Genomic DNA, 11,941 nt, shown 5'->3' on the forward strand with positions numbered 1-11,941 from the left:
TTCCGAACCAGACGCCACGTCTGACCAGACATCACGCCTGAACGACATTCGGGACACTCACATGCGACAACGTGCAGACCTCCTGCTGGTGGAGCGGGGTCTGTTCGCAAGCCGTGCGCGTGCGCAGGCCGCGATTGAAGCCGGCCTCGTCACCGCCGACGGCCGTGCTGTGGCCAGATCGTCCGACATGATTGCCCGCGACGCGGTGCTGGAGGCGGAGCCGGCGCATCCCTGGGTGTCGCGCGGCGGCACCAAGCTTGCCGGCGCGCTTGACCGCTATCCGATCGCCATCGACGATCATGCCTGCCTCGACGTCGGCGCCTCCACCGGCGGCTTCACCGACGTGCTGCTGGCGCGCGGAGCACGGGTGGTTTATGCGGTGGACGTCGGTCACGGCCAGTTGCATGACACGTTGCGTGGACACGCCCGGGTCCGTTCCATGGAGACCACCGACATCCGCAGCCTCACCCCCGACCATCTGCCGGAGCGGCCCGACGTCGTGGTGATCGACGCGAGTTTCATTTCCCTGAAACACGTGCTGCCGGCCACGCTGTCGCTCGCGGCAACGCCGACGCACTTGCTCGCGCTGATCAAGCCGCAATTCGAGGCCGATCGGCGGCATTCCAAAAAAGGCATCATCCGCGACGCGGCCGTGCACGACGCCGTCTGCGGCGACATCGCCGAGTTCGTGCGATCACTTGGATGCAAAGAGATCGCGGTATTTCCGTCGTCGATCACCGGCGGCGACGGCAACAGCGAGTTTTTCATCGGAGCCCGGCATGGCTGAGCACCTCCTGATCGACCATGTCGGCCATCGCGGCGACGGCGTCGCCTTCGTAGAGGGGCAGGCCACCTTCGTTCCCCGCGCGCTTGCCGGCGAAGAGGTGATGGTCGATCCGGCCCCCGGCCAGCCCGACCGCCGTCAGTTGCTCGAAATCACGCGCCCAAGTCCGGACCGGACCGCTCCGTTCTGCCCACACTTCGGCCACTGCGGCGGCTGCGCGATCCAGCACTGGCAACCGCAGGCCTATCGCGCCTGGAAACGCCAACTGGTCCTCGACACACTGCGTCAGGCCGGTCTCGACTGCACAGTGAATGAGCTCGTCGATGCGCACGGCGCCGGCCGCCGCCGCCTCGTCGCCCACGCCCGCCGCGGCCAGCAAGGCCATTTGCGAGTCGGCTTTGCTGCCGGCGGCAGCCACGAGATCGTCGCGATCGAAAAGTGCCCGATTCTCGTTTCCGCGCTCGACGGTGCATTCGACACGGCGCGTGCGCTCGCGAACGCGCTCGGGTCAGTCGGCAAGCCGCTCGACATCCAGATCACGGCCACATCCAACGGCATGGACATCGATATTCGCGGTTCCGGTCCCCTCGCCGCACCTGCCATGGCGGAGCTGTCCAACCTCGCCGCCCGCCATCGGATCGCTCGCCTCACCCGGCACGGCGAGCTCGTTGTGATGCACGGTGCCCCCGTGGTTCGCATGGGACTGGCCGACGTCACGCTGCCGCCGGGCTCTTTCCTGCAGGCCACGGTCGCCGGAGAAGAAGCACTTGCAACCCTTGTTACCGCTCACTGCAAGGGCGCAAAGCACATTGCGGATCTGTTTTGCGGCGTCGGCCCGTTTTCGCTGCGGCTTGCGGAGCGAGCCCGCGTCACCGCCTGTGACAGCGATGCCGGCGCGGTGGCCGCGCTGCAAAAGTCCGCGCCGGCCACCCGCGGCCTGAAGCCGGTCAAGGCCTCAGTGCGCGATCTGTTTCGCCGGCCACTGGTGCCACAGGAATTGCGCGAGTTCGACGCGATCGTGTTCGACCCACCGCGGCAGGGCGCCCAGGCCCAGGTGAAGCAGCTCGCAGCCAGCAAGGTTCCGATGATCGTCGCGGTGTCCTGCAACGCGGCAACGTTTGCGCGCGATGCGCGGGTCCTGATCGACGGTGGCTATCGGTGCGAGGGCGTTACACCGGTCGACCAGTTCCGTCACACGCCGCATATCGAACTGGTGGCACGCTTTACGCGGTGAGTTAGCGCCGCTTGACCGGAAGCAATGCTATCGCCCCCAGCGATCCTGCCAGATCTGCTCGCCGATCATGCAGGTGATCCTCGGCGCATTGGCCGCCGCAGGCACGATCCGGTGCTCGGGAACGCGGTTGGCCACCTCGAGAACCAGCTTGGTGCGAATCGCTTCCCTGAATTTATCGCGGGTCTTGATCGGCACCACGAACGATCCGGCGCCGCCGATGACACAATCCTCATAATAGAAATCCAGGTTCTCGATATCCATCGTCGAATAGGACGGCTCCTTCAGCATGATCGGCAAGCCGTTGATGGTGATGCCCTTCTCCAGCGCCGCATCGCGCGCGATGGTCACCGGCGTGCCGTTGTTGTTCGGCCCGTCTCCGGAGATATCGATCACCCGGCGCAGGCCGCGATGTCCGCTGTCGTCGAACAGCGGCACGGCAAAATTGATGGCTCCGGAAATCGAGGTGCGGGACGCGCGGCGCAGCGGCGCCTTGAGGATTTCCGCCGCCACCGCATCCGCCGTTTCCGGACCGTCGATCACACGCCACGGGATCACGATCTTCTGGTCGGTGGAGGCCGCCCATTCGAAATAGGTCACGACCACCTTGCCATTCGGCCCGGTCTTCAGCGCCTGCAAGAATTCCTTGGATGTAATGGCCTGCGCATAACCTTCGCGTTGCAGCGCGAGCTCGTCCATGTCCATGGAGTAGGAGACATCCACTGCCAGGATCAATTCGACATCGACGGACGGCAGGTCGGCACTCTTGTCGGCGCGCACTCCGGGATTTGGCGCAGCCACACCCGCGACATCCGCGCTCATGACCGCACTCGCGATCAACGCCGCTCCGATCGAGACACACCAACGCATCGTGGCCTCCCGTCGTTAACGCCGCAATCGTCGCACGCCGCAGGACAACCGAGAAGCAACATTCGCGTGGGCGAGGTTTGTCTCATGTGGATGATGCAATGATATATCTAAATATAAGGTACTATATTACCGCAATGCATTAACGAATTTACGAACAATTCATTCAAATTGCTCACAATTTGGGCGCGACCCTGATGTCATGGGACGCGGCAAGGACTTAAGGCCGGCTTGCTTCGGCCACCCGCTTCGCAGCGAAGCCGACCGATCCGCATGCCGTCCCACGACCAGCCGGTTCGACTGGAAATTGTTGCCAAACTTTCCGCGCCGATCGCGCTCACACTTGAAGTCGGTCGGCCCCGAAGCGGCCCGAGCGAGACGTCAGAACGACGAGGACGCCGATAATGTTTTCCAAGCTATCGATCCGAGCCAAAATCATTGCCGTGGTCTCGTTCCTGTTTGTCGCGATGACTTTCATGGGCGTCTTCGCCTTCGTTCAGTTGCGGGCGATCAACCAGTCGGCACAGGAAATTCAGACCAACTGGCTGCCGAGCGTTCGCTGGCTGAGTGAGCTGCGCATCCAGTCGTCGCGCTACCGCGCCATCCTGCGCGACCATCTGCTGATCAGCGACGTCAAGGCCAAGGCCAGCATCGACAAGGCGCTCGACGATCGCGTCAGGGAATATGAGCGCGCCACCATCAAGTATCAGGCCTTGATCAGTTCGCCGGAAGAAACCGCGCTGTTCAGCGATCTGACCAAGCTGTGGCAGGACTACCGCACCGCCGCCAATGAAGTGATCGAGCTGTCAAAAAAGGGCGACTTCGCCCAAGCCGTGCTGGTCAACACCGAAAAGGCGACCCCGCCGGGGCGCGCCATGGATACCGCGCTGTCCAAGCTCGTCGCGATCAACGACAACGCAGCGGAGATCGCCGGCAACAAGGCGAACAGCGACTATGCGTTCTCGACGCGGGTGCTGCTGGTGACGCTCGGCCTCGCCATTTCGCTGAGCCTGTGGGCGGCCGTCTATCTGGTCCGCGACATCACTCGTGGCATCGGCTCGGTGATCAAGCCCATGCAGGCGCTTGCGGACGGCGATCTCACGACTGAGATCCTGCGCCAGGGCGAGCGCACGGAGATCGGCCAGATCGCGGACAAGATTCAGGTGTTCAAGGACGCGCTGATTGCCAAGAAAGCATCCGACGCCGCGGCGTCGGACGACGACGCGCTGAAAGTCAGCCGCGCCCAGAAGATCGACCAGGTCACCCGCAATTTCGAAGCCATGATCGGTGACATGGTTGCAGCGCTGTCGGCGGCCTCCACCGAGCTCGAAGCCTCCGCCGGAACACTGACCCATACATCCGATATCACCCAGCGGTTGTCGGGCTCGGCGGCATCGGCATCCCAGGAAGTGTCGCAAAACGTCCAGTCGGTCGCCGGCGCGACCGAGGAAATCACCTCGTCGGTGCAGGAAATCAGCCGCCAGGTCCAGGAAGCGAGCCGCGTTGCCGGCGACGCGGTCCGCCAAGTCCAGCAGACCGACGCCAGCATCATGGAACTGTCGAACGCGGCGAGCAGGATCGGCGACGTGGTCAAGCTGATCACCGCGGTCGCCGAACAAACCAACCTGCTGGCGCTGAACGCCACGATCGAAGCCGCGCGCGCGGGCGAGGCCGGCCGTGGCTTCGCCGTGGTGGCATCGGAGGTGAAAGCGCTGGCCTCGCAGACCGCGAAAGCGACCGACGAGATCACCGCCCAGATTGACGGCATGCAGTCAGCGACAAGGCTGTCCGTCGACAACATCAAGAAGATCAGTGGCACCATCGGTCTGATCTCGGAGATCTCGGCGACCATCGCCGCCGCGGTCGAGGAACAGGGCGCCGCGACCCAGGAAATCGCACGCAACGTCCAGAACTCCGCGCAACTGAGCGTTCAGGTCGCAAATGACGTCAGCGAAGTCAGCCGCGGCACCGGCGAAACCGGTTCGGCATCCGCCCAGGTGCTGTCGGCGGCACAATCGCTGTCGGTGGAAAGCACACGGCTGAAGACCGAGGTCGACAAGTTCCTCGAGGCGGTCCGCGCGGCGTAAGCACCGCGGGACATTGGCCACTTTCCCACCTTTCGGCCCACCGTCCGACACATGAGTCCGTCATGGCACTTACAGCCGGGCGGAGGACGAACTTTGCGGTCGGTATGTCTGTGCCGTTTACCAAGATTTTAGCTAATTGATTAACAATCCGATAGCGGATGAGGAAGCCGACGGCTTCGGAATTCGACTTGAATGCCCAATCACACAATCCCCGCGACGTTCAGCCGCCGGATGCATCCGGCCGTCAACAGGTCAGAACGACCTCAAGGATCTCCCGATGCTTTCGAAGTTTTCCATCCGCACCAAGATCACGGCGGTCATCGCTGTGCTGCTGATCCTCATGACAGGCATGGGTGCCTTCGCAATCCGGCAGATGCATGCCATCAACGCCAGCACCGTTGATATTCAGACCGTCTGGCTTCCGAGTGTTCGCGTTCTCGGGGAGTTGCGTGCCAATACCATCACCTACCGATCCGTGGTCCGCGCCCATGTGATGGCAACCGACGAGGCCGGCAAGGCCGCTCAGGAGAAGCGCCTCGCCGCGATGATGGAAGCCATGGACAAATCACGCCGCGCCTATGAACCCCTCATCGCCTCGCCTGAGGAACAGGCCCTCTACGATGAGTTCAGGAAAACATGGACTGATTTCTCTTCCGGCGTCCAGGATCTGCTGGTCATCTCGCGCAAAAGCCAATTTACCGAAGCACGCGATTACAACGACAGCAAGGTCAATCCGCTCGGGCTGAAGGCTGACGAAATCCTGAAGAAGGACATCGACCTGAACAATCGCGGCGCCGATACCGCGGCAGCAGAATCCGCCAGTTCGTTCTCGCTCGCCTTCAAGATGGTCGTCGCGATGCTGGTGCTCTCGATCGTCTTTGGCATCGCGATCGGCTTCTATCTTATCCGCGACGTGTCGCGGGGCATCGCCTCGATCGTGACCCCAATGCGGGCGCTCGGCACCGGTGATCTGACCGCTGAGGTCCCGCACCAGGGCGAAGCCACCGAAATCGGCCAGATGGCGGATACGCTGCAGGTGTTCAAGGACGCGCTGATCGCCAAACGCGCAGCCGATGCCGCGGCGGCCGCGGACGCCGAAGCGAAGATCGCCCGCGGGCAGCGGGTCGACGGCATCACCCGGCAGTTCGAAACCCTGATCGGCGAACTGGTCGGCTCGCTGTCATCCTCATCGACCGAACTGGAAGCCGCCGCCGATACCCTGACGACCACCGCGGAAGCGACCGGCAAGATTTCGAGCGAGGCCGCACTGACCTCGGAAGAAGTCTCCAGCAACGTGCAGTCGGTTGCCAGCGCCACCGAGGAGATCACCTCGTCGGTGCAGGAAATCGGCCGCCAGGTGCAGGAAGCCAGCCGCGTTGCCGGGGAAGCGGTCCGGCAGGCGCAAAAAACCAACAGCAGCATCGTCGAACTGACGACAGCTGCGGCCCGCATCGGCGATGTCATCAAGCTGATCAGCGCGGTGGCGGAGCAAACCAACCTGCTCGCACTCAATGCCACCATCGAAGCCGCACGGGCCGGCGACGCCGGACGTGGCTTCGCGGTCGTCGCATCCGAGGTCAAGGCACTTGCGGCGCAGACCTCAAAGGCCACCGAGGACATCAGCCAGCAGATCGCGGGAATCCAATCCGCGACCGAAGCGTCGGTGCAGACGATCAAGGAGGTCGGCGCGACCATCGACCTGATCTCGGAGATCTCCTCGACCATTGCAGCCGCGGTCGAAGAACAGGGTGCGGCCACCCAGGAAATCTCCCGCAACATCCAGCATGCTGCGCAGCGCAGCAACAGCCTCGCCGGCAACATCAACGACGTCAGCCGCGGCGCCGGCGAGACTGGCTCGGCATCGAGCCAGGTGCTGTCATCGGCGCAGATGCTGGCGAACGACAGTGGTCGCCTCAAGATCGAGGTCGAGAAATTCCTGGCCACCGTGCGCGCCGCTTGACCCGACGTTCACGACCTTGATTACAGCCGGCGGCTCACCAAGCCGCCGGCTTTTTTGCGCCTGATCAGTTGCAGACGTCGACACGCCGCCAGCGCCAGCCGTAGGACGTCAACACCCGCCGCACCTGGTAGCAGCCATCGGTGGAAGGATAATCCCAGTAGCCGGTGTATGGCCCGACGAACGCGAAGCGCCGGAAATGGTGATGATGGTGGCGGTAACCCGGACCGGCTACGCGCATCCCACCTCCGACAAACGACCCCGCAGCCATCGGCCTGATGACGCCGGCGGGCCGCCCCATCCCAAATCCTCCGGCGCGCAAGCCTCCGCTTCGCATGCCGCCACCACCTCCACCATGGCCGCCGCGAGCCAGCGCGTCGGCCGGTATTGCGGCGACACCCACTGCGGCCACGGCGACAAGGGCCAACACAGTCTTGATCATCATGTCACTCCAACATCAAGCAGCCCCGCTCGATGTGAACACCTCGCGCAAAGAAATATTTCGCGCCGGGACAATGGAGCGGGGATTTTTACCTGATCGGGCGTGCTTGACGCGCAGCGCATCGGTCAGTGATCAGGCGATCAGGCGATCGTATGACGTCCGGAAAGCGGCGGATCAGCCGCCGACCTGTCCGCGGTGCCGCAACAGATGGTCGGCCAGTACGCAGGCCATCATGGCCTCGCCGACCGGCACGGCACGAATGCCGACGCAGGGATCGTGACGTCCTTTGGTCAGGATGTCTGTCTCGGCGCCCTGACGGTCGATCGTACGACGCGGCGTCAAAATCGATGACGTCGGTTTGACGGCAAACCGCGCGACCACGGCCTGCCCGGTCGAGATACCACCGAGAATCCCGCCGGCATGATTGGAGGTGAAAACCGGGCCATTGTTGCCCATGCGCATCTCGTCAGCATTCTGCTCACCGCTGAGTTCGGCCGCACCGAAGCCCGCGCCGATCTCGACGCCCTTGACCGCGTTGATGCTCATCAGCGCCGCAGCGAGGTCGCTGTCCAGCTTGCCGTAGATCGGCGCGCCGAGACCAGCGGGCACGCCCTCCGCCACCACCTCGATCACCGCACCGATCGACGAGCCGCTTTTGCGGATGCCGTCGAGATAATCCGCATAGAATGCGGCACTGTCCTTGTCGGGGCAGAAAAACGGATTCTGGTCGACTTGCTCCCAGTCCCAGTTGTCGCGATTGATCTTGTGCGGCCCCATTTGCACCAGAGCGCCCCGCACCGTCACGCCCGGCAAGACCTTGCGCGCGATCGCGCCGGCCGCAACCCGGCTCGCGGTCTCGCGCGCCGACGAGCGCCCGCCACCACGATAGTCGCGCAGGCCGTACTTCGCCTCATAAGTGAAATCGGCATGTCCCGGTCGGAACTTGTCCTTGATCTCCGAATAATCCTTCGATCGCTGATCGGTGTTCTCGATCAGCAACGCGATCGGCGTGCCTGTCGTCACCTGCTCGCCGGTGTCGTCATTGATCATGACACCCGACAGGATCTTCACCGCATCGGCTTCCTGCCGCTGAGTGGTGAAGCGCGACTGTCCGGGGCGGCGGCGATCGAGATCGCGCTGGATCTCATCCAGCCGCAGCGGAATTTTCGGCGGGCAGCCATCGACCACGCAGCCGATCGCCGGCCCGTGGCTTTCGCCGAAGGTCGTCACGCGGAACAGCTGGCCGAAAGTATTGAATGACATTGTGTCGATCGATCCGGATTGCAGGGACTAGATCACGCTCTCACGCGTATTTGCTACAGGCCCCATCGGCAAAAACGTACACCACTCCCTGTTCGATGGTCAGGTCCGATGCGCCTTCCGGCGTCTCGACGCCGAGTGCGACCAGAAGCGCCCGGGCGGTGCCGCCATGGGCCACGGCAACCGTATCGGCTTTCAGCGAGTCATACCAGTCGCGCATCCGCACCGTGACCGAGGCATAACTTTCGCCGCCCGGCGGCGGCACGCCCCATTTGTCGCTTTCACGCGAGGCGAAGATCTCCGGATCGGACGCCCGCATCTGAGGCAGCGTCGAGCCTTCCCAGCGGCCATAGGCGATTTCGCGCAGCCGATCGTCGATCGCATAGTCTGCCAGCGGCAACTGCAATGCCCCGCGCAGCAATTCCATGGTCTGGCGCGCCCGCCCCAGCGGGCTTGCAACAAACGGCAGTGTCTCGACGCCGCGTTCGTCGCGGCTGAACAGGTCACCCAGGATGCCGCCGGCCTGCACCGCCTGCTTGCGTCCAACGTCGTTCAGCGGAATATCCTGACTGCCCTGAAAGCGGCCGGTCGCATTCCATTCGGTTTCGCCATGGCGAATGTAATAGACAACAGGCTTGGACATCACGCGGCGATCTAGTCCTTGCCGAGCGAAATGTCCGGTGCGTCCGGACGCTTCATGCCGACAACATGATAGCCGGCGTCGACATGGTGCACTTCACCGGTGACGCCGCGCGACATGTCGGACAGGAGATACAGCGCGCTGTCGCCGACATCCTCGATCGTCACCGTGCGCCGCAGCGGCGCGTTGTATTCGTTCCACTTCAGAATATAGCGGAAGTCACCGATGCCCGATGCCGCCAGCGTCTTGATCGGGCCGGCCGAGATGGCGTTGACGCGAATGTTCTTCTCGCCGAGGTCGGCGGCCAGATAACGCACCGAAGCTTCGAGCGCGGCCTTGGCGACGCCCATCACGTTGTAGTGCGGCATCCACTTCTCGGCGCCGTAATAGGTCAGCGTGATGATCGACCCGCCATCGGTCATCAGCTTTTCCGCGCGCTGCGCGATCGCGGTCAGCGAGTAGCAGCTGATCAGCATTGTCTTGGAGAAATTGTCGGCGGTGGTCTCGAGGTAGCGGCCGTCGAGCTGGTCCTTGTCGGAGAACGCGATGGCGTGAACGACGAAGTCGATCTTGCCCCACTGCTTCTCGAGCTCCGCGAACACCGCGTCGATGGTCGCGGCATCGGTTACGTCGCAATGACCGAGCGTGATGGCGCCGAGCTCTGCTGCCAGTGGCTCGACACGCTTTTTCAGCGCGTCGCCCTGCCAGGTCAGCGCGAGCTCCGCGCCTGCGGCACGGCAGGCCTTGGCGATGCCGAAGGCGATGGAACGGTTGTTGGCGACACCCAGAATGACGCCCCGTTTGCCCTTCATCAGACCCGACACATCCGCCATTCGCTCACATCCCTGCCTCGATATAGACGTCTCTCAATGACACAGCCCTCCTGGGGCTTCAAGCCGGCGAATAGCGCGTATCATCCCTTAACCGGCGGAATAGCTGCAGCTTTCAGGTGTTCTGATCGGTATACGACACTAACGGCCCGGGACCGTCCATGAGCGCCTTCCGCCAGAGCATCGAAACCGTCATTCCGGCACTGCGCCGGTATGCCCGTGCGCTGACCCGCGACAGCGATATCGCCGACGATCTCGTGCAGGACACGCTGGTGCGGGCGCTGCGCTCCGAAAAACTGTTCGTGGGTGGTGACCTGCGGAGCTGGCTCTACACCATCCTGACCAATCTCAACCGGAACCGACGCCGGTCACTTGCGCGCAAGCCGTCGATGACCACGCTTGTCGACACCGCGATCGACGCCAGCGGCACGGAAGCGGAAAGCCGGGATATCGCAGCGGCGCTCGCCACGCTCGTGGAAGACCAGCGGGCGGTGCTGTTGCTGGTGGTGCTGGAGGGACTGAGTTACCGCGAGGTCGCCGACATCCAGAGCGTGCCGATCGGCACGGTGATGTCGCGCCTCGCCCGCGCCCGCGCCCATGTCAAAGCCTACCTCGAAGGCGAGCGCCCTGCGCTGCGCCGGGTGAAATAACGATGTTCAGAAGATCAGGGGACCACGATCATGACTGAGCCCAACATCCCCGTCACGGAAGATGAACTGCACGCCTATGTCGACAACGAACTGCCTGCGGAACGCAGCCAGGCCGTGCAGGAGTGGCTGACAGCGCATCCCGAAGACGCCGAACGCGTCCGCGCGTGGCGCGCCTTGGGCGACGAGTTGCACCGACGCTATGGCGGCGTGGTCGACGAACCGGTGCCGCAGCGGCTCGATCTGGATCGGCTGGTGACGCGCCCGCGCACTTGGATCTGGAGCGCCGTGGCCGCCACGTTGCTTGCGTTCATTATCGGCAGTGGTGCGGGATGGATGGCTCACAATGCCTGGGCAACCGAACTCAGCCCCAGCGAAGCGCTGCGTGACGAAGCGATCACGGCGCACAAGCTCTATACCGGCGAAGTGCGCCATCCGGTCGAAGTCACGAGCAACGAGCAGGAGCACCTGCTGTCGTGGCTGTCACGCCGCGTCGGCACCACGTTGCGCGCACCCAATCTGGCAAAATACGATTTGAAATTGCTGGGCGGACGGCTGCTGCCCGGCATCAGCGGCCCCGCCGCGTTGTTCATGTATGAGAGCGCATCGGGCGAGCGCATCACGCTGTACTGCACACCCGTGAAGGCGCCGAACAGCACGCTGATCTACAAGGACGCCGACGACACCGGATCGGTGCAGTGGATCGAGAACGATTACGGCTGGGTGGTCAGCGGTCCGGTCAACAGGGACAAGCTGAAGGTCGTGGCCACGGCGGCGTATGAGCAGCTCGAAACCCGATAAAGGCGGCGCAAAAGCGGACGTTCAGTTCGAACGGCCGCTGTCCCGCTGGCTGGCAAGCCACTCCGACAGAGGCGTGGCGGCCTTCGGCTTTGAACTTTCCTTGGCGCCCTTCGACGCAGCCTTCTTTTTCGGCGCTGCCGTCACGGCCGGCGCGCGCGCGGCCTCCTCGGCTTCCTTCGCCAGACGCAGGGCGCGCAGGCGCTCCATGTTCTTGCGCACGGCGACGGCGCCGGCCTCATAATCGGCCAGTGCCTTCGCGCCCTCAGTGGACGCAATCTTCTGCTTTTCGAGACGTGCCGCTTGGGCGGGATTCGACGGTTTGCTGCTCATCCACTGCATATAGGCTTTTATACGCCAATTACCAGCATCTGGTGTGCCGCTTCATGCCTTCCCGG

12 protein-coding genes are annotated in these 11,941 nt (G+C 63.5%); 6 read left to right on the forward strand and 6 right to left on the reverse strand.

Annotated elements, in window-relative coordinates; all coding sequences use genetic code 11:
* Nucleotides 1-61 precede the first annotated feature (61 nt).
* Both RS897_RS41375 and RS897_RS41380 read left to right on the forward strand, forming a co-directional pair.
* Nucleotides 62-787, forward strand: coding sequence for a TlyA family RNA methyltransferase (locus RS897_RS41375; protein WP_315834417.1), 726 nt, complete (start codon nucleotides 62-64; stop codon nucleotides 785-787).
* Nucleotides 780-2,018 (forward strand): class I SAM-dependent RNA methyltransferase, encoded by a 1,239-nt coding sequence (locus RS897_RS41380; RefSeq protein ID WP_315834418.1) that lies wholly within the window; start codon nucleotides 780-782, stop codon nucleotides 2,016-2,018. Before RS897_RS41375 ends, RS897_RS41380 begins: the two co-directional genes overlap by 8 nt.
* 27 nt (nucleotides 2,019-2,045) lie before the next feature.
* On the opposite strand, the gene RS897_RS41385 is transcribed toward RS897_RS41380, so the two are convergent.
* Complete coding sequence (locus RS897_RS41385) at nucleotides 2,046-2,885, reverse strand: DUF1194 domain-containing protein (protein ID WP_315834419.1); 840 nt, start codon at nucleotides 2,883-2,885, stop codon at nucleotides 2,046-2,048.
* 401 nt (nucleotides 2,886-3,286) lie between these two features.
* Here RS897_RS41385 and RS897_RS41390 point away from each other — a divergent pair, with 401 nt between their 5' ends.
* On the forward strand, nucleotides 3,287-4,969 hold the full coding sequence (locus RS897_RS41390; RefSeq protein WP_315834420.1) for a methyl-accepting chemotaxis protein: 1,683 nt from the start codon (nucleotides 3,287-3,289) through the stop codon (nucleotides 4,967-4,969).
* A 277-nt stretch (nucleotides 4,970-5,246) separates the two neighbouring features.
* On the forward strand, nucleotides 5,247-6,929 hold the full coding sequence (locus RS897_RS41395; RefSeq protein WP_315834421.1) for a methyl-accepting chemotaxis protein: 1,683 nt from the start codon (nucleotides 5,247-5,249) through the stop codon (nucleotides 6,927-6,929).
* 64 nt (nucleotides 6,930-6,993) lie between these two features.
* Here RS897_RS41395 and RS897_RS41400 read toward each other — a convergent pair whose 3' ends face one another.
* From RS897_RS41400 to fabI, 4 genes are all read right to left on the reverse strand, one after another.
* On the reverse strand, nucleotides 6,994-7,368 hold the full coding sequence (locus tag RS897_RS41400; protein WP_315834422.1) for a hypothetical protein: 375 nt from the start codon (nucleotides 7,366-7,368) through the stop codon (nucleotides 6,994-6,996).
* A 174-nt stretch (nucleotides 7,369-7,542) separates the two neighbouring features.
* Nucleotides 7,543-8,631, reverse strand: coding sequence for a chorismate synthase (aroC, locus tag RS897_RS41405; RefSeq protein WP_315834423.1), 1,089 nt, complete (start codon nucleotides 8,629-8,631; stop codon nucleotides 7,543-7,545).
* A 40-nt stretch (nucleotides 8,632-8,671) separates the two neighbouring features.
* Complete coding sequence (locus tag RS897_RS41410; RefSeq protein ID WP_315834424.1) at nucleotides 8,672-9,271, reverse strand: histidine phosphatase family protein; 600 nt, start codon at nucleotides 9,269-9,271, stop codon at nucleotides 8,672-8,674.
* Nucleotides 9,272-9,282: 11 nt separating this feature from the next.
* Nucleotides 9,283-10,101 (reverse strand): enoyl-ACP reductase FabI, encoded by an 819-nt coding sequence (fabI, locus tag RS897_RS41415; protein WP_315834425.1) that lies wholly within the window; start codon nucleotides 10,099-10,101, stop codon nucleotides 9,283-9,285.
* 158 nt (nucleotides 10,102-10,259) lie between these two features.
* Between fabI and RS897_RS41420 the strand changes: the two genes are divergently transcribed.
* Nucleotides 10,260-10,748: a sigma-70 family RNA polymerase sigma factor gene (locus RS897_RS41420; protein WP_315834426.1), complete on the forward strand. Its 489-nt coding sequence runs from the start codon at nucleotides 10,260-10,262 to the stop codon at nucleotides 10,746-10,748.
* A 30-nt stretch (nucleotides 10,749-10,778) separates the two neighbouring features.
* The gene (locus tag RS897_RS41425) at nucleotides 10,779-11,546 is read left to right on the forward strand and encodes an anti-sigma factor family protein (protein WP_315834427.1); all 768 of its coding nucleotides are present in this window, start codon (nucleotides 10,779-10,781) and stop codon (nucleotides 11,544-11,546) included.
* Between the two features lie 21 nt (nucleotides 11,547-11,567).
* Here RS897_RS41425 and RS897_RS41430 read toward each other — a convergent pair whose 3' ends face one another.
* Nucleotides 11,568-11,876: a hypothetical protein gene (locus RS897_RS41430; RefSeq protein WP_315834428.1), complete on the reverse strand. Its 309-nt coding sequence runs from the start codon at nucleotides 11,874-11,876 to the stop codon at nucleotides 11,568-11,570.
* Nucleotides 11,877-11,941 lie beyond the last annotated feature (65 nt).

This window comes from Bradyrhizobium prioriisuperbiae (genome assembly GCF_032397745.1).
GTDB lineage: Bacteria > Pseudomonadota > Alphaproteobacteria > Rhizobiales > Xanthobacteraceae > Bradyrhizobium_A > Bradyrhizobium_A prioriisuperbiae.

Coding starts and splice junctions, on each gene's coding strand:
- RS897_RS41375 (WP_315834417.1), top strand. CDS start 62: ATGCGACAACGTGCAGACCTCCTGCTGGTGGAGCGGGGTCTGTTCGCA.
- RS897_RS41380 (WP_315834418.1), top strand. CDS start 780: ATGGCTGAGCACCTCCTGATCGACCATGTCGGCCATCGCGGCGACGGC.
- RS897_RS41385 (WP_315834419.1), bottom strand. CDS start 2,885: ATGCGTTGGTGTGTCTCGATCGGAGCGGCGTTGATCGCGAGTGCGGTC.
- RS897_RS41390 (WP_315834420.1), top strand. CDS start 3,287: ATGTTTTCCAAGCTATCGATCCGAGCCAAAATCATTGCCGTGGTCTCG.
- RS897_RS41395 (WP_315834421.1), top strand. CDS start 5,247: ATGCTTTCGAAGTTTTCCATCCGCACCAAGATCACGGCGGTCATCGCT.
- RS897_RS41400 (WP_315834422.1), bottom strand. CDS start 7,368: ATGATCAAGACTGTGTTGGCCCTTGTCGCCGTGGCCGCAGTGGGTGTC.
- aroC (WP_315834423.1), bottom strand. CDS start 8,631: ATGTCATTCAATACTTTCGGCCAGCTGTTCCGCGTGACGACCTTCGGC.
- RS897_RS41410 (WP_315834424.1), bottom strand. CDS start 9,271: ATGTCCAAGCCTGTTGTCTATTACATTCGCCATGGCGAAACCGAATGG.
- fabI (WP_315834425.1), bottom strand. CDS start 10,101: ATGGCGGATGTGTCGGGTCTGATGAAGGGCAAACGGGGCGTCATTCTG.
- RS897_RS41420 (WP_315834426.1), top strand. CDS start 10,260: ATGAGCGCCTTCCGCCAGAGCATCGAAACCGTCATTCCGGCACTGCGC.
- RS897_RS41425 (WP_315834427.1), top strand. CDS start 10,779: ATGACTGAGCCCAACATCCCCGTCACGGAAGATGAACTGCACGCCTAT.
- RS897_RS41430 (WP_315834428.1), bottom strand. CDS start 11,876: ATGAGCAGCAAACCGTCGAATCCCGCCCAAGCGGCACGTCTCGAAAAG.